Origin of the sequence: Acinetobacter colistiniresistens (genome assembly GCF_024582815.1) — a bacterium.
In the GTDB taxonomy this organism is placed as follows: Bacteria; Pseudomonadota; Gammaproteobacteria; order Pseudomonadales; family Moraxellaceae; genus Acinetobacter.
On record NZ_CP102099.1, the window covers coordinates 364745 to 382113 of the forward strand.

Sequence of the window (17369 nt, forward strand, 5' to 3'; positions counted from 1 at the left end):
CAGCATCTTGTCTCAGGCCCATAGCCAAACAAAGAGACAATGCACCAACAGCATCAGCCCCAAGTAAAAGCACAAGTTAAAAATGCTGGGCAACGCGATCCAGCCTTTGATGACCAAACGATCAATCAAGGGGCTGAGCAACTTAAACAGTACATAGGCAATAATGGCTTGTACCAGAAGGATTGGGATATAAATCCCGTAAAGATTCATTTCACCCATGAACTACCCCTAAACCAGATCTGTCCGAATCCATCTCTTGTATCGAGATATGACCAATACTTTGGCAAATATTATTCAGTGAAATGAGCAGTCGTTGCCGCAATTGCAGGTCTTCAATCTGCTGGGCAATCCCCTGTAAGCTTTCAATTTGCTGCACAATCTGCGTTGGAAAATGATGAATCGACAGTTGCTTTTCTTGTGCCTGAAAATAGTCTGCAAGCTGTTGCTGTAACTGCTTCAATTCATATTGTAGTTGCTGCAATTGCGGTAATTTTTGACTAATTTCCTGCAAACGAACTAAATCAACAATCGAACTGCTTTCAACCAATGCATTTTGAATCGCTGTTTTCACTTCAGGGTTCTGCACCATTTTGCTATTCAATACCCCGACACGGTCTAACATACTGCGTAAGTGAATTTTAAAATCACTACCATAAGACAAATGCAAGGCTTGACGCATGGCTTGGTAATGCAAAGCTAAAATGCGTGTCGCACTGGTATCTGGTGAAACAGCACGTACCAAATCAATCACAATCAGAGACACCAAAACGCCTAACACCATGGCAAAGGAACTGTCCAGATAAGACACTGCATCCATCGTGTATTTGTTATGCAGATTTAAACCCATCATGGTATTAATTCCGAGTACCATCCCCACAGGCATCAGCATTTGATTAGCCATCATGGTCACGGCAACCAGAAATACCGGAAATAGCACCAATGCCAATTGCCAGAAATGTGTCACATGCGGAAAGATTCCAAAGGCATAGACAAATACCAAAACTGCCGAGACGATACTGCCCCAGATAAAGATACGTAACACTGGCACTGGATTATCCAAAGCCGTTAAGATACAAGCGGTAATCGCCCCCATCTGTGCCATCATAAAACCGGCTTTCCAACCTGACAGAATCCAGGCGGCAGTCACAATAAAGGTAATCAATACCGCGCTAATCCCCCCACGAATCGCAATGCCATGATCACGATGCAAACTTGGATATTTGGTGGTAATGGCGGTAATTTCAGAAGGAATCTCTTTGTTGCCCTGCTGAATCTGCTGCCAGATCAATTTCACCGCCAACATATTGGCAATAAAATGGCGAACATCCATCTTCAAGGCACCCAGTACAATTTGCTGTTCAGCCGTAGCTTGCGCAATCAGTTCGGCAAAATCCTGTTCAAATTTCATGGGTAAACTTTGCAAATCACTGGCTTTCACAATGCGCTCTTGCTTTAAAAAAGCCAATGTATCCTGACGTATGCGGTCTAAATGCGGTGCCAGATTACTCAGTTGCATCTGTTCCAGCTGTTTGACCCGTTGTGACAGAGCCACAAGATTGGCGACCACCAAAGACACCTGATGCAACATTTCCTGCAAAGTCTTGGTCATGCCTTTTAGCTCACCTTTTTCATAAGCCAAATGCACGGCCAAAGCATGAATATCTGCGGTATCACGGGTAATTACCGACAAGATTTGGGTATAGTTTTCCGGGCTGTCTTGAACGGTAATTAATTTTTCAAAGGTACTTTCCAGATCATTCAGGGTTTTATTGACCCGCTGTTTAATCATGGCTCCAACATGTACAGGAAAAAAAGTCGCTGACACCACGGCAGTGGCAATCACTCCGACAGAAATTTCTAGCACGCGTGCCAAAGCAATATCAAAAATATTATAGGTATCGATATAGGTAATGGCATTGTAAACGATCATTGCAGTGGAATAACCCGCCAACATAAAGACATAGCTTCTTGCCGTGCGGTCTAGCAATGAGACATATAGGGCAAAACCCACCCACAATGACAAAATAAGGGTAAATAACCACGGTGTATTAATAAAATGAGGCGTCAGCAGCAAAGCAATGATTGCTCCTGCTACCGTTCCCACCAAGCGATAGACACACTTTGAAGACACCATACCCGAATAGGGACTGGCAATAATCAACACTGTACCAATCGACCACATCGGATTAATCAAATCCAGTTCAAACGAAATAAACAGTGCCAGCATGCCTGCGACGAATGTTTTGCACGCAAAGATCAGGTCAAGTCGACTCGGTCTAAAAGCCAACAACTGTTTAAATAGCATGAATATGTCTCTGTTCAGCGTCAGTTTGATCACTCATGGCATCACTAAAAAAGTGACAAGCTATCCTGACTGATTTGAAATCATTCAGACCAGGGCAATCAATATGAGTAAAACTGGATATAGGGAGTGATACGCAATGTTGGCTATTTTCAGGAATTTCTGCCTAAAAATAATTATCCACATAAGACATTGCGTAGCTTATTTTTTCAAAATAGAGTAAATTAGTCAACATAAATTATCACCATTTGATAATTTTTAATTTTAATCTAAAATAATCGCGACAAAATTTGATGTTTTTCTCAACATCAGCGTTAATTTATTGATCTCGGATGATCAGGTTTAAAAGTACATACACGATCTTTCGCTTTTCTGTTATAAAGCAATAAAAGTTCGGTTTTCACGTTATTTTGTAAGGAGTAGGCATCCCATCATGGCCATTTCGAGTTTTGGTAAAATTCTTACTGTACTGGATTTATTTTCAGTTTCACGTCCGATTATCAATGTCGATATCATTTGTGATGAGCTTGCGCTATCCAAACCTACCGCCTATCGTTATCTCAAAGAACTAGTCTCGACGGACATTTTAAAACGTATCAGCGGCACCTCGGGTGACTATACGCTCGGCTCCAAAATTGCTGTTTTAGATTATATTTCTCACAGCACTGACCCGTTGATTCAAATTAGTATTCCCTTTATGCGTGATATCGTGGAACGTACGGAATTGTGCTGTTTATTGACTTATTTAAATCATGATTATTGTATTGATCTACATCATGAAACCTTTAAAGATGCAGAATTACTTTCATTTGGCCGAGGTTGCCCACGCCCCGTCTATGTCGGTGCTTCACCTAAAATCGTGATTGCACACTTAACCAAACAACGCATTCAAGCCTACTATCAGCAGTTTTCGAAAGAATTAGCACAAGTCGGATTTGCACAGACGCAGGATGAGTTTACTCAACAGATGCGCAAAATCAAAAAACAAGGGTTCTACTTATCACAAGGTGAGATTGACCCTCAACTTTGCAGCTTGTCAGTTCCGATCCGTTTTTCAAACAAAGAAGCGCCGATCGCGCTCACCTTAGTGGCATCCAAGAATCGCTTTGACTTTATTAACATTCAAAAGCTAATTGAAATTTTGCAAAATAATGCGACTCAAATTGAACATAAATTTGCAACACTCTCAGAGAGCCAAGCCAACCCGATTTGAGAATTTTAAAAAACATTTACATTTTATACCGTTGTAAATATCAATAAATTCTCATATGATGATTATGTTCTTCAGCATACTCTCCCAAAAGAGCATGACTTTCCTCAGAGAACTAAGCTCATCGTTGTATGGGCTTTTTTCTTGTCTAACCGTTCATCAGTCAATAAAAAAGCCCTCTAGAGAGAAGGCTTTTAAGGTTAAAAATGTATTAACACATGATTTTTTGAATCAGTTTGGCTTCTACCAACATCTGCTCAGTCTGATCAGCCGCGATAGATACCAGATGCTTTCCATTCGAATAGAGAATTAAACCCTGAGTATTCAAGCGATAGCCCAACACACCGCGCTTGAGTACTTTTTGCTCGCCTGTGCTTGAACATTGGATCAACTCCCAACTGCGTGGAATAACGCCTACAAATTTTTCTCCTGCACTCTGATTTTGCTGTAATGCCTTTTGCGCCTTAATCAAATTTCCTTCCACAAACAGTTCTTCTTCTGACTTTTGTTTCGACTTCGCGGGGTTACTGCCAGAGGTTGACTTCAAGGATTCACCAGTATAGCGCTGGGTAAAGAAATCCAACCAACCAAACACGGCCCGAATAATTTTAAATGGCGCCAATACGATATCTTTCAAGGAGTTGCCACTATAGTTTTGATTCTTATAAGGTCTTTTCAAAAAATACAACTGCCCAGCCGCATCAATCTGCGGTTTATAGTAATCGTAACGCGGGTCAGCAATAATCGTTTCCAAATCACCTGTTTTCAGATTTAAACGACAAATTTCTTTCGGACCAATGCTCATTCCTCCTTGTTGGTCATACGCAAAGCCACAGCTATCATAATAAATAATGTCCGGGTTTTGTGGATCAAAACATGGATGCTGATCCTGACAATCACCTTCTGTAATATATTGAATCCGATTGGAATCCAAGCCTAATACACATAGATGTTGCTCAAAAGCATAACCTTGACTGGCTGATAAAATCAGCCGTTTATGCTGTGCATCATAATCCATGTGATGAATAATGAACTCGTTATTTCTTAATACCAACGCCTCAGGTTGTTGTGGTTCTAAGAGTGATTTGATGTAAATCGCACAACCATCCTGCAATTGCGCGGCATAAATTACATGCTGATCATCCATTAAAACTGCATCGACAGGATAAACATGCCCCAACTCATCTTGCTCGTTATAATTCGCAACACCCATGAATTGTGCCCCCGTGCCTGAGGTTTTCCATTGCTTGCGCTGCTTGATTTCTTGTAAATTTTTCTTGTACTGACTCACCGCATGACAATCTATCGTTTGTGCTTTTTGGCCATGCAAATGATGTAAGACTTGGTCTGATAAATATAATACTGATGACATTGATGTGTGTTCCCAACTTATCATTTTCAGCACTCAGCTTAGTCCAATCAGACATCGTGAGTGCTGTTTTCTCTAATTTTTATTTAAATTTACGTCAACTGGTGGACTTGCCCTCTAAGGCTGTTTCAAATACGGCCAAGCGGCTTTCATATAAATAAACATCGACCATAGCGTTAGAATGACAGCGGCGTACAGTAAGGCATAGGCCCAAATTTCCAATGGTTTCCAGTTCAATAAGAACACACTAATCGCAATCATTTGAAAAGCGGTTTTATATTTACCAACGGTCGACACCGCCACACTGGTACGTGCGCCTAATTCTGCCATCCATTCACGTAGAGCAGAAACCGTAATCTCACGGGAAATAATCACAATTGCAGCAAAGGCCATTGAAATCGTCGGTTGCCATTGCACCAACACAATCAGTGCAGCTGCAACCATCAATTTGTCTGCAACTGGATCCAAAAAGCGCCCAAAGGCTGAGGTTTGATTCAATGTTCTTGCCAAATAGCCATCAAACCAATCGGTCACCGCTGCAAGCACAAAAATTGCAGTCAGTACCATATGGCGCATCATTCCCCCATGATGCTCGGCAATTCCAATTGCAGGTGGCCAATAAGCGATGGCCAAAAACACAGGAATAAGGGCGATACGTGCCAAAGTTAAAATATTGGGAATGTTCAGGATTTGCCCTGTACTCATAAACACCGCCATGTTGTTTGCACTAAATATGCATGTTGCACAAAGGATGTGCTGAGATTATCCATGTGTAAGCAACTTTATACGAAATGCACCGCAGTGTCGACTAGGCAAAAACGGCAACTGTCTGTCTAAGCACCGCAATTAAACGGTTTTCAACATCCCAAATATAGGCATATTCAGTGGAATACCCATGTTCTGCATATTCAGTAATGACTTTATATTTTAGCCAGTCTTGAATTTGACCGTTAACTGGTTGCAAGTAGGTAATTTGCCAAGTTAAGGAACTGGCAGGTGCGGGCGTCTTGAACATCGGTAATACCCCAGGCGGCCAGACATCCATTAAAGCAAACAGATCGGCCAATTGCATCTCACGATTGGGATGCAAACTTGCTGCAAACCGTCCCCAGCCCCCAAAGTCAGGAACTTTACTGCCTGCCATTGGATAACTGCCTTCTGCCCAACACAACTCAAACTGTTGTAAACACTCAGGCATTAAGCCTTCGATATAAAAAGTTTTATCCAGTTGTTCAGCCGTTGGATAATCAGGCACTTGCGGTAAATTCTGGACATGAATACGCGATTCACGTTGTAGACCAAAACTGGCCACCAAAATGCTTTGTACCGCATCATCCTGCCAAAGTCGGACTTCCAGAGTCGTGACGGACTTTCCTTCTCTCAATACTTCGGCACTCAGTCTGGCTTTTCCTTGCTGTACAGGACCGACAAAGGTGACATTACAGCTTAACAATTGCTTTGCTGCATCTTGTACCGTACTCATCGCCTTTTGGATCATTAGTCCAGCAATCAAACCGCCAAATACGGTACGCCCCTGTAACCAACCTGATGGAATATCAATCCATTCATGTTGTTCAACCTGTTGATAGAGCGGAAGCAAGGCCATCATTTTTCCTTCGTCATCGAAATACCCTATCTTTGAACGTTTTGACGCATTTGTGAATGATCGTTTACGCAGCAATATGGGAAGATTATGTCAATTGGTCAAATTATTCATGCAAAATTTTATAAATGGTTCTGGCCAGCACCTCACCCAGTCCCGGAACCAAGGTCAGTTCATTTTCCGATGCCTTTAACACCCCTTGTATACCACCAAAATGCGTTAATAAATCGCGACGACGTTTCGGCCCAAGGCCTGGAATAGCTTCCAGAACCGAACTACTACGGCGCTTGTCACGCTTGGCACGATGCTTGGTAATGGCAAAACGATGCGCTTCATCACGGACCTGTTGAATCAAATGCAAAGCTTTATGGTCCTCTGGCAACTGAATCTTGGTACCATCGGTAAAATGCAGCGTCTCTAATCCGGGTTTACGCCCTTCACCTTTAGATACCCCAATCATAAACGCATCCAGACCAAGTTCCTGCATCACCTCCATTGCCATGTGTAATTGTCCTTTACCACCATCAATCAATAATAAATCTGGCAACATATTCTTTTTATAGCGACGAATTAAGGCTTGGCGCATGGCGGCGTAGTCATCACCACCCGTAATGTCCTGAATCGCAAATTGGCGATAATCACGTTTTCTTGCGCCGCCCTGATCAAACACAACACAGGAGGCGATCGGGGCTTCACCCATGGTATGGCTGATATCAAAACATTCAATTCGGTCGATCGGACGCCCCACCACCTGTTCAAGTTGATGGAAGCGTTCATTCAGTTCTAGATGATTACTGAGTTTACCTTTAATCGCATGTTGCACATTCATTTGTGCCAGCTCTAACCATTCGGCACGGGTCTCTCGTACTTTATGTTTAATCTGTACTTTTTTATTAAAGGTCTGCTGTAAGCCTTCTTCCAACTGCTGCTGATCTGGCACCGCAACATTGACAATGAGTTCTGTCGGTACCTCATCTGCCACTTGGAAATAAAAATTGGCCATGAAATCACTGAGCATTTGCCCCAAATCATCGCCCAACATATCTGGGAAATAGCTTTTCCCTCCCAGCATTCGGCCATTACGCACATACATAATTTGCACACAGGTCACCCCTGCTTGATAAGCAATCGCCAGAATATCGGCCTCACCTTTGATTTTAAACACCGCTTGCTGTGCCTGTACTTCACGTAACAAGGCGAGACGGTCACGATAGAACACAGCTTTTTCGAATTCCAGCGCTTCTGCTGCCTGCTCCATTTTCCCAATCAATTCTTGATTCAGCTCTTTGGTATCGCCTTGCAAAAAGCGGATGGAGTTATCGACATCTTCCTTATAGTCTTTTGGGCTAATCAAACCGACACAAGGTGCGGTACAACGTTTAATCTGATATTGTAGACACGGACGTTTGCGTTGTGAAAAATAGCTGTTTTCGCATTGACGCACATTAAACAGTTTCTGTAACACCAGTAAGGTATCCCGCGCACTATAAGCACTTGGGTACGGTCCAAAGAACTTGCCGATTTGATGCTTGCCTTTACCCCGTCCACTGGCAATACGCGGATAGGGTTTATCTGATGAGACAAAGATATAAACGTAAGATTTATCGTCTCGCAACATGATGTTATAAGGCGGGCGATGCAGCTTAATCAGATTTTGTTCGAGTAATAAGGCTTCGGTTTCAGAACGCACCACCAAGCTTTCAATATCATAAATACGGGCGACCAAGGCCTGTGTTTTTGGATGCTCGATGGTTTTTACAAAATAGCTCGAGACACGGTTTTTCAGATTTTTGGCTTTACCGACATACAATAACTCCCCATCCTTCCCCAGCATTTTATAAACGCCAGGTAACTGAGTCATATGTGCCAGTATTTTTTCAATGTGTTCTCGAGCGTTTGGGTTCACAGACTACTTTTAACTTTGAATAATAAATAAATGATGTAGCCTGAGTAAATGAATTTCAAGTCTAATTTCTTCACCACATCATTTCTGAGTATCATCTGGCTCAAAAAGCATTTTATCCATCGACTTCTGAACTGCTTGATATGCAGTTTGATTGAGGAACTCACAAATAACTTCATTCTGGGCATAAAGAAAATCTTCATTTTTCTCATGATAGAAGCCCCACATCGTTTTATCGTCGTACTCTACTTTTACATTTGCTTCAGATGGAGTCGCCTCTACGACATACTGAGTCCATTTTACATTTCCCCAATATCCAATTGACTTTATTTGGGTATCACTAGAAACATTAACATGCGGAATCTTATTTTCAGGATAAAATTCAATATATTTTTGAGTACTTTGAGCAGATTTCTTTTGCCAACATTCCGAGCCTTTAGGAAACACGCCCATCGAAGACCCCTCAATCCCTAATAATGCCCAGATAATTTTAGTTGTACCAGACTCTACTCCAAATGACTTTCTAAATTGATTAATAAAATAATTTCCAATGCCCTGCCCACTAATATCTTTATTTATAAACTCGTACTTCAACGTTATTTGTTTTTCAAGTAAATAGTTACTTGGCTTATATTCTAAAAAACGCCCATCCCAACGTACACCTTCTCCAATGAAATACGTTTGGTCAGCATTTGATGGTGGAAAAATAGAAGAAATTCTATCCTCAGTCAGATAGCCCCGAAACGCTTCCAACTTCGCAGGCTCTTCAGGTATCTGAATTTCTCCATATTTAAGCAAAAACTCTTGGCGGTTATTCACTGTATATATTTTAGGTTGTAAATAGATTGGGTAGTATGGATCTATATCAAAACTATACAGCGTACTTAAGTCTTTTTCCTCATCCTTAATCGCTTGACTTCCCCATCGGCGCTCTTCCCACCACCACACGCAGTTAATCCAAGAATAGACAGGCCTATCAACAATCTTTTTTCATTCTTTTTCTCAAAAATTTATATTCATCATCATTTATCCAATTGATATAATAGCAAAAAAAAACAAAGCGTAATAAACAAGCATAAATTTAAAATATAGTTTTTATCCAAGTTTCAAAAAATAGAATTAGGGATGCACGTCTAAATTACTTGTAATGCCTGACAAAAAGCTTGTTTATCTTTAGGTGAAACCAAAATATGGCTTGTAACTCCATTTTTTTGATAATCGATACGTAAACGATCTAAAGATAAAGCAGGAGATGAAATTAAATTATGACTCGCAGAGATTTTGAGGATGTCTGACTTATTGATCTGCCATTTAAACAACATTGAACGGATAATTAAATGTTGTTCGGTCACGATATAACGGGTATTCAATATCGGCCACCACAGGCAGGCAATCGTCAGAAAATGTACAACCGTATGCTCAGGATATTCCTGTAGCGTACCTTTCAGATACATCGTCCATAACAATTGCAATAACAAACCTGTTGTTGCAATCACGATTCCCCACAACCACCAATCAATTTTAGAACGAAATGTTTGCATAGATTTTTTCAAAATAAATTGTGATGAATTAAAACTATTCTATGCCATATTTCATAAAAAACGCCCTTACGGGCGTTGATTTTATCCAGACTTAAAAGACATAAGGACGAATAAAAATAAGGAAGAAGAGACCTAGCATAATGAACCACTTCAAGAAGTAGTATAGTGAGCGGTTCGATGCTTTTAATGCTTTTGCCTTGATCCGAATCTGATAGACATAACCAAAAGCTTTATTTAAACCACCTGTCTGGTCGCCTGCTTCATTGGGTGAACTTGCCGCAGTCATGACTTTTTTACCAAACCAGTGATTAAACTTTTCCATAAAACGGGTTTTTAATGGACGTTCAACATCGGCAAAGAAGATGATACGGTTTTGGTCAGTGGTATTTTCCGCATAGTGAATATAGGTTTCATCAAACACCACACTCTCACCATCACGCCAAGAATAACGCTCGCCATCCACATCAATAAAACAGCGATCATCATTCGGAGTGATTAAACCTAAGTGATAACGCAATGAACCTGCGTAAGGGTCACGGTGACGCACCAAACGGCTGTCTGGTGCCAGTTCCGTAAACATCGCAGCTTTGATCGTTGGTAAAGTCTTCAATAAAGCAGTCGTTTTTGGGCAAAGCTCAGCTGCAGATGGATGCGCAGAGTCATACCACTTCAAATAGAAACGTTTCCAGCCTGTTTTAAAGAAAGAGTTAAAGCCCAAGTCATCATAAGTACTTGAGGCCTTAATCCCCCCTTTATCATACAGCGCTTTGGCTTCATCACGAATCATTTCCCAGTTTTCATCCAGAACTTTTAAGTCCTGAAAATGCTGGGTGTCGATATACGGTTGATTCGGCACTTTGGAAAACATGTACATTAAAAAATTAATCGGTGCGAGAATCGTCGAATGGTCAAAAAACTGACGATAAAACGAATGCTTTACTTTACCACGGCGCTGAATATACAACGCAGATATGATAAAAATCGCTAATATGATCCACTTAATCATAGATTACTCTATCTTCTTAGCTGAAAACCAAATGCCAATTTGATAACCAAATGTCAAAATCGCACACAAAAATAAGCCTGCTATTCTAACAAACTTGTCGACTTAAATACCAATTTAGGTTACCTAAATCGGACAAAGCACCTTGCAAATTCCTGATCACAATCAAGGAGTAAACACTCTATTTCGCACAAAAAATTTATTTTTATTCATGATTTAGCAATTCAAATCCCAGCTTACAATAAATTGATGACCCTAGCGTCACGGCTTGATACAACTTGTTATGTCCTTTTTGGATATAGTTATCGTAAGATTAGCGAAGCATTTTTTGTGTGCATCACTGTACATACGCTTTATGACATCAACTCAGAATCCTCCACAACAAGGGAGATCAGGCATGATCCACGCTGGCAATGCCATTACCGTCCAAATGCTTGCGGACGGAATTGCAGAATTCCGCTTTGACTTACAAGGTGAGTCGGTCAATAAATTTAACCGCGCAACCATCGAAGACTTCCAAGCAGCAATTGCTGCAGTAAAAGCCAATAAAGAGATTAAAGGCTTAGTTGTTACCTCTGGCAAATCAACTTTTATCGTTGGTGCTGATATCACTGAGTTTGGCGATAACTTCGCTGCGGGTGAGCAAGCGATCGTTGATTGGCTTATGCCTGTACATGAAATCTTCAACAGTTTTGAAGACTTAGATCTACCTAAAGTTGCTGCAATCAATGGTACAGCGCTCGGTGGCGGTTTTGAAATGTGCTTGGTTTGTGACTACCGCGTGATGTCAGAACAAGCACAAGTCGGTTTACCAGAAATCAAATTGGGGATCTATCCTGGTTTTGGTGGTAGTGTCCGTTTAAGCCGTTTAATCGGTATCGACAATGCCGTTGAATGGATGGCAATGGCGAACCCGAAAAAACCAGCTGCTGCGCTAAAAGACGGTGCTGTAGATGCGGTTGTTGCTGCTGACAAATTACTAGAAGCTGCTGTTGATCTGGTTAAACAAGCACTTGCTGGCCGTTTGAACTGGAAAGCCAAGCGTCAAGAAAAATTAGATGCAATCAAATTGAACCCGCTTGAACAAATGATGGCGTTCAATACGGCAAAAGGTGCGGTACTTGCAAAAGCAAATCCTGCGCAATACCCTGCCCCAAAACTATTGCTTGATTCATTACAAGCAGGTGCGAACTCAACTCGTGATGACGCATTAAAAGCTGAAGCTCAAGGTTTTGCCAAAGCAGCGATTACCCCACAAGCAGGCGCATTGATTGGTTTATTCATCAATGACCAAGTGGTGAAGAAAACTGCGAAAAAATATGAGAAAGGTGCTCACCCAGTCAACCAAGCGGCTGTATTAGGTGCGGGTATCATGGGTGGTGGTATTGCTTACCAAGCGGCAAGCAAAGGCACACCAATCATCATGAAAGACATTGGTAACCCGCAACTTGCACTCGGTATGCAAGAAGCAAATAACTTGCTGACCAAGCAAGTTGAGCGCAAGAAAATGAAACCTGCGCAAATGGGTGAAACACTGGCTCGCATTCGTCCAACTTTAAGCTATGACGAGTTTAAAGAAGTGGATATCGTGATCGAAGCCGTGACTGAAAATCCAAAAGTAAAAGAAATCGTACTTGCTGACACTGAAAAGCATGTTCGTGAAAATACGATCATTGCATCTAATACCTCTACGATTTCAATTACCCGTTTAGCGAAAGCATTACAACGTCCTGAAAACTTTGTAGGTATGCACTTCTTTAACCCAGTACACATGATGCCACTGGTTGAAGTGATTCGTGGTGAAAAGACGTCAGAAGAAGCAATCGCAACAACTGTAGTGCTCGCTCAAAAAATGGGTAAAACACCAATCGTTGTTAACGACTGCCCAGGCTTCTTGGTGAACCGTGTATTGTTCCCTTACTTTGGTGCATTCGACCTTCTTGTGAAAGATGGTGCGGATTTCCAACAAGTAGACAATGTGATGGCGAAATTCGGCTGGCCAATGGGCCCTGCATACTTGATCGACGTTGTGGGTATCGATACAGGTGTTCATGGCGCAGAAGTGATGGCAGAAGGTTTCCCTGACCGTATGAAGCCAGACTACAAAGGTTCGATCGAAGCAATGTATGAAGCCAAACGTCTGGGTCAAAAGAATGACGTTGGTTTCTACAAATACGTGTTAGACAAGAAAGGTAAGAAAACGAAAACTGTTGATCCAACAGCATACGAAATCATTGCACCTTTCGTGACTGGTGAAAAACGTGAGTTTGATAGCCAGGAAATCATTGACCGTATGATGCTGGCTTTCTGTAACGAAACCGTTCGTTGCTTGGAAGACAAGATCGTAGCAACTGCTGCAGAAGCAGATATGGCGATGATTATGGGTGTTGGTTTCCCTCCATTCCGCGGTGGTCCATGCCGTTACATCGACCAAACAGGTGTTGCTGAATACGTTGCGCTTTGCGACAAATATGCACACTTAGGTAAGGCTTATGAAGCGCCACAAATGTTGCGTGACATGGCTGCTAACAACACAAAATTCTACGGTTAAGGAGCGACGTGAATGGCTACTTTAAATCCACGTGACGTTGTGATTGTTGATGGCGTTCGTTCTGCCATGGGCAAATCACGTAACGGTATGTTCCGCAATGTACGTGCCGACAGTTTATCTGCTGAATTAGTACGTGCACTTGTTGCTCGTAACCCGTTTGATACCAATGAAGTTGAAGACGTAATCTGGGGCTGTGTCAACCAAACTTTAGAGCAAGGTATGAACATTGCTCGTAACATTGGTTTATTGGCTGATATTCCTAAAACTGCTGGTGGCCAAACGGTAAACCGTTTATGTGGTTCTTCTATGCAAGCCATCCACACGGCTGCTGCACAGATTGCGACCAATCAAGGTGATGTGTTCATCATCGGTGGTGTAGAGCACATGGGCCACGTAGGTATGATGCATGGCATCGACCTGAACCCAGAAGCATCTAAGCACTATGCTAAAGCATCGAACATGATGGGCTTAACCGCTGAAATGTTAGGTCGTATGAATGGCATTTCTCGTGAAGAGCAGGATGCATTCGGTGTTGAATCTCACCGTCGTGCGTGGGCTGCAACTCAAGAAGGTCGTTTCAAAAACGAAATCGTCGGTGTTGAAGGCCACGATGCCAATGGCTTCAAAATCCTTTGCGACATCGACGAAGTGATTCGTCCTGATGCTAACCTTGAAGCATTCAAAGCATTGAAACCAGTGTTTGATCCTAAAGGTGGTTCAGTCACAGCAGCAACGTCTTCTGCGCTTTCTGACGGCGCATCTGCAATGTTGCTTATGTCTGCTGAACGTGCTCAAGCATTGGGTTTAAAACCACGTGCCGTGATTCGTTCAATGGCCATTGCAGGTTGTGATGCGGCGATCATGGGTTATGGTCCAGTACCAGCAACTCAAAAAGCGCTGAAACGTGCTGGTTTAACGATGGCGGATATCCAGACTATCGAATTAAACGAAGCATTTGCTGCTCAAGGCTTATCAGTCATGAAAGGCTTAGGCGTTTATGACAAGCAAGACATCATCAACTTGAATGGTGGTGCGATTGCATTGGGTCACCCATTGGGCTGTTCAGGTGCACGTATCACAACAACCTTGTTGAACGTGATGGAACAACAAGATACACAAATTGGTCTTGCGACCATGTGTATCGGCCTTGGTCAAGGTATCGCGACTATTATCGAACGTGTTTAATCAACACTGAGATAGAAAAATCCCCGCTAAATGCGGGGATTTTTATTTATTCAATCGGATGATTTAATATGGCTGTTTAAAGCCTCTTAGCCCATCTTGAATTTGCTGTTGCAAGCGCAAAATATCATCGGTATTCAACTTAATCGTACCATTACGAATCCCATCAATATTATTTCGATTGATATTCAAAGGTTCCAGCATTTTAAAAACGCCATTAGTTGGGTCAGATGACTGTAAACCCGAAGCAACCGCTAAAATATATTGCTGCAAAATCGGAGAATATTGGGTCAGATCTGGCTGTGCTGCCACTGGCTGATAGTTGACAATCAGTGGACTTTCACTCACGCCTGCATTCTGCATATCATTATTGAGCTTATAAACATAATGCTGCAGTGCCTGACGAACCTGCTTGTCTTCTTGAAAGGGAACAAATCCCACTTCTTCACGTAATTCAGATTCAGCCATGACCCGAATGGTCGGCAATGAGGTCACCTCATCATTGGCATGAACTGCCGGCAAGCCCATAAAAACCAGTGCAGTTGTCAGCACAGATCGTTTTAGAAAATTCATCTCTTGCTCCAAACATCCCTCATCCATAAGAACATCATGAGTTAAATAAAAGCATCTATAGAATAGGCTACAGCAAACTTAAATTTGATTCAGTAGAGGTCGGATAAACGGTAAATATCACTCAACTTTATGTCCTATCTCAAGCAATCTTGTCTATAAAATTTTTTAAATCGTGAAAACACGGGTACTTAGAGAAAATCAAAAGCCTCTGAAATTCATAGGGATTCATATTGTTTTATTTCCAGTTTCCAAGCTGCTGACAAGATTTTTGCTCGGTCTTCAGTTCAACGTTAGGCCAAATAAGATGAAGCATTGCTAACTATGGGTTTCCTCTTCATCATCGCCTTCAAAGGTTTTAGAAATCTTTTCGATATTTAAGCTCTTGGCCATCGCGTCAAAGATACCCTTATAGACGCCTTGTTGCTGATACAGCTGATGATGCTCGCCATGTTCCACGATCCTGCCATCCTGCATCACATAGGTATAATCGGCATCAATAATCTGTGACAGGCTATGTGAAATAATAATCACCGTCCGCCCCTGCTTAATTTCATCCAGACTATGCTTGATCTGTTCAGTGGCAATCGCATCCAGACTGGCCGTAGGTTCATCCAGAAAAATAATCGGCGGATTTTTCAGGAACATGCGGGCAATCGCAATACGCTGTTGTTGCCCACCTGAGAGCAATAAGGCATCAGATTGATAGGCCTGCGGTAGTTTAAGAATCTGCTCGTGAATCGAAGCTTTTTTCGCAGCAAGGATAATCTCATCCTGTGTGGCATTCATCTTGCCATAACGGATATTTTCCTCAATCGTACCCTGAAAAATATGATTTTTTTGTAGGACGAGGCCAATATGATCACGCAAATATTGAGTATCAATCTCTGTTAATGACGTTCCATTTAGTAGAATTTCTCCGGACTGCGGTAAATAGAATTTATCCAGTAGGCTAATCAACGTCGATTTACCTGCGCCAGATAAACCCACCAATGCTGTGATCTTATTCGGCTGAATGGTCAGGTTAATATCTTTCAATGCATGAAAACCATTGGGATAGAAAAAATTAAGCTGCTTTAATTCAAACTTGCCTGTCAGTGGCTGAGGTTTTAGTTGCCCAGAGGTTTCTATTTCATCATCCGCTTCAAGAATCTTGAAAAAGCTTTCCGCATAAATCATTGCATCATTGACTTCATCATAGATTCGATGCAGAGAGCGAATCGGGGCGGAAACATTATTAAAGAGCAAGATATGAAACATGATCATGCCAATGCTCATATCACCGACCAGACCAAAATAGGCCGTTAGAATGATAATAAACACCACGCCAATCTGTTCAATAAAGGTTTTGAGTCCATCAAACAGAAAACTCAGCTGACGAGTCCGCATCTGATCATCAGTCAGCTGTTTTTGTAAGGTCAGTTGCTTTTCAGCTTCAATTTGCTCTCGGTTAAATGACTTAATCACCGTAATCGACTGAATGATACTTAAAGTCCCCTGACTTTTACGCTCCCGGCCATCACGTAAATTACGGCGTGTACCACTGAGTTTCTGTGCCTGTTTAAAGGTAATCCAGAAATAAATCGGCACAATACTCAAAGCCACCAATCCTATCCAGAAGTTGGCATAGAACATCAGACACAGGGCAATAATGGCACTACTAAACAAAGGAAAAATATCAATAAAGAAGATTTGTACCAGTCGGGTAATCGAACCTATGCCGCGATCAATCCGGGTTTGTAATTTCCCTGCCTGATTGTCATCTTGGGTAAAGAAGGCCAGACGATATTGTAGAAACTTCACAATGATCGACTGTGCCACATCTTGTGAAATCAAAATGCGTAATTTCTCGCCAAAAAACTTTTGTCCGAACTGAATAAAAATATTCAGCACTTCTTTACTCAATAAAATCACGCTGATGGTGATCAAAATATGCAATCCAGCAGTCAAACCCTGTCCAGACTCAACCACAGCATTGATCTGATCTACCGCATATTGCAAGGTCAGCGCATTGACCTGTGCCGTTAAGGCGCCAATCAAGGTCAGCACTAATGTGACTGCAACCAGCCACTTATAAGGCAATACAAAAGGTCTAACTTTAAGAAACAATTGCCATAAATTCATATTTGAATCTT

Annotated in this window: 14 protein-coding genes; 3 read left to right on the forward strand and 11 right to left on the reverse strand. The window is 41.8% G+C overall.

Translation table 11 applies throughout. The features are described from left to right. Window positions 1-12: 12 nt before the first annotated feature. Window positions 13-219, reverse strand: coding sequence for a DUF1656 domain-containing protein (locus tag NQU59_RS01740; RefSeq protein ID WP_004656235.1), 207 nt, complete (start codon window positions 217-219; stop codon window positions 13-15). Beyond that, window positions 212-2305 (reverse strand): FUSC family protein, encoded by a 2094-nt coding sequence (locus NQU59_RS01745; RefSeq protein ID WP_257064728.1) that lies wholly within the window; start codon window positions 2303-2305, stop codon window positions 212-214. Before NQU59_RS01745 ends, NQU59_RS01740 begins: the two co-directional genes overlap by 8 nt. Before the next feature lie 430 nt (window positions 2306-2735). Here NQU59_RS01745 and NQU59_RS01750 point away from each other — a divergent pair, with 430 nt between their 5' ends. Then, window positions 2736-3515, forward strand: a complete 780-nt coding sequence (locus tag NQU59_RS01750; protein WP_005240104.1) for an IclR family transcriptional regulator — start codon at window positions 2736-2738, stop codon at window positions 3513-3515. A 208-nt stretch (window positions 3516-3723) separates the two neighbouring features. Here the strand turns inward: NQU59_RS01750 and NQU59_RS01755 are convergent, their stop codons facing one another. The 7 genes from NQU59_RS01755 to lpxO all read right to left on the reverse strand — a co-directional run bounded on the left by NQU59_RS01755 (window position 3724) and on the right by lpxO (window position 10934). Next, window positions 3724-4884, reverse strand: coding sequence for a hypothetical protein (locus tag NQU59_RS01755; RefSeq protein WP_257064729.1), 1161 nt, complete (start codon window positions 4882-4884; stop codon window positions 3724-3726). A gap of 114 nt (window positions 4885-4998) precedes the next feature. Beyond that, a complete protein-coding gene (gene pgsA / locus NQU59_RS01760) occupies window positions 4999-5586 on the reverse strand; it encodes a CDP-diacylglycerol--glycerol-3-phosphate 3-phosphatidyltransferase (RefSeq protein ID WP_010590272.1) in 588 nt (195 codons plus the stop codon). Window positions 5587-5689: 103 nt separating this feature from the next. After that, window positions 5690-6487 (reverse strand): thioesterase family protein, encoded by a 798-nt coding sequence (locus NQU59_RS01765; protein ID WP_257064730.1) that lies wholly within the window; start codon window positions 6485-6487, stop codon window positions 5690-5692. 103 nt (window positions 6488-6590) lie between these two features. Then, the gene (gene uvrC / locus NQU59_RS01770; RefSeq protein ID WP_257064731.1) at window positions 6591-8390 is read right to left on the reverse strand and encodes an excinuclease ABC subunit UvrC; all 1800 of its coding nucleotides are present in this window, start codon (window positions 8388-8390) and stop codon (window positions 6591-6593) included. Window positions 8391-8468: 78 nt separating this feature from the next. Then, on the reverse strand, window positions 8469-9335 hold the full coding sequence (locus NQU59_RS01775) for a hypothetical protein (RefSeq protein WP_257064732.1): 867 nt from the start codon (window positions 9333-9335) through the stop codon (window positions 8469-8471). Window positions 9336-9520: 185 nt separating this feature from the next. After that, entirely contained in the window at window positions 9521-9928 is a 408-nt protein-coding gene (locus tag NQU59_RS01780) for a PH domain-containing protein (RefSeq protein WP_257064733.1), read from the reverse strand. A 91-nt stretch (window positions 9929-10019) separates the two neighbouring features. After that, complete coding sequence (gene lpxO / locus NQU59_RS01785; protein ID WP_005240120.1) at window positions 10020-10934, reverse strand: lipid A hydroxylase LpxO; 915 nt, start codon at window positions 10932-10934, stop codon at window positions 10020-10022. A 394-nt stretch (window positions 10935-11328) separates the two neighbouring features. Between lpxO and fadB the strand changes: the two genes are divergently transcribed. Both fadB and fadA read left to right on the forward strand, forming a co-directional pair. Further along, a complete protein-coding gene (gene fadB, locus NQU59_RS01790) occupies window positions 11329-13482 on the forward strand; it encodes a fatty acid oxidation complex subunit alpha FadB (protein WP_005240121.1) in 2154 nt (717 codons plus the stop codon). A 12-nt stretch (window positions 13483-13494) separates the two neighbouring features. Next, window positions 13495-14667 (forward strand): acetyl-CoA C-acyltransferase FadA, encoded by a 1173-nt coding sequence (gene fadA / locus NQU59_RS01795; protein ID WP_005240124.1) that lies wholly within the window; start codon window positions 13495-13497, stop codon window positions 14665-14667. A 63-nt stretch (window positions 14668-14730) separates the two neighbouring features. Here fadA and NQU59_RS01800 read toward each other — a convergent pair whose 3' ends face one another. Continuing rightward, on the reverse strand, window positions 14731-15237 hold the full coding sequence (locus NQU59_RS01800; RefSeq protein ID WP_257064736.1) for a hypothetical protein: 507 nt from the start codon (window positions 15235-15237) through the stop codon (window positions 14731-14733). 315 nt (window positions 15238-15552) lie between these two features. Beyond that, complete coding sequence (locus NQU59_RS01805) at window positions 15553-17358, reverse strand: ABC transporter ATP-binding protein (RefSeq protein WP_257064737.1); 1806 nt, start codon at window positions 17356-17358, stop codon at window positions 15553-15555. Between the last annotated feature and the right edge of the window lie 11 nt (window positions 17359-17369).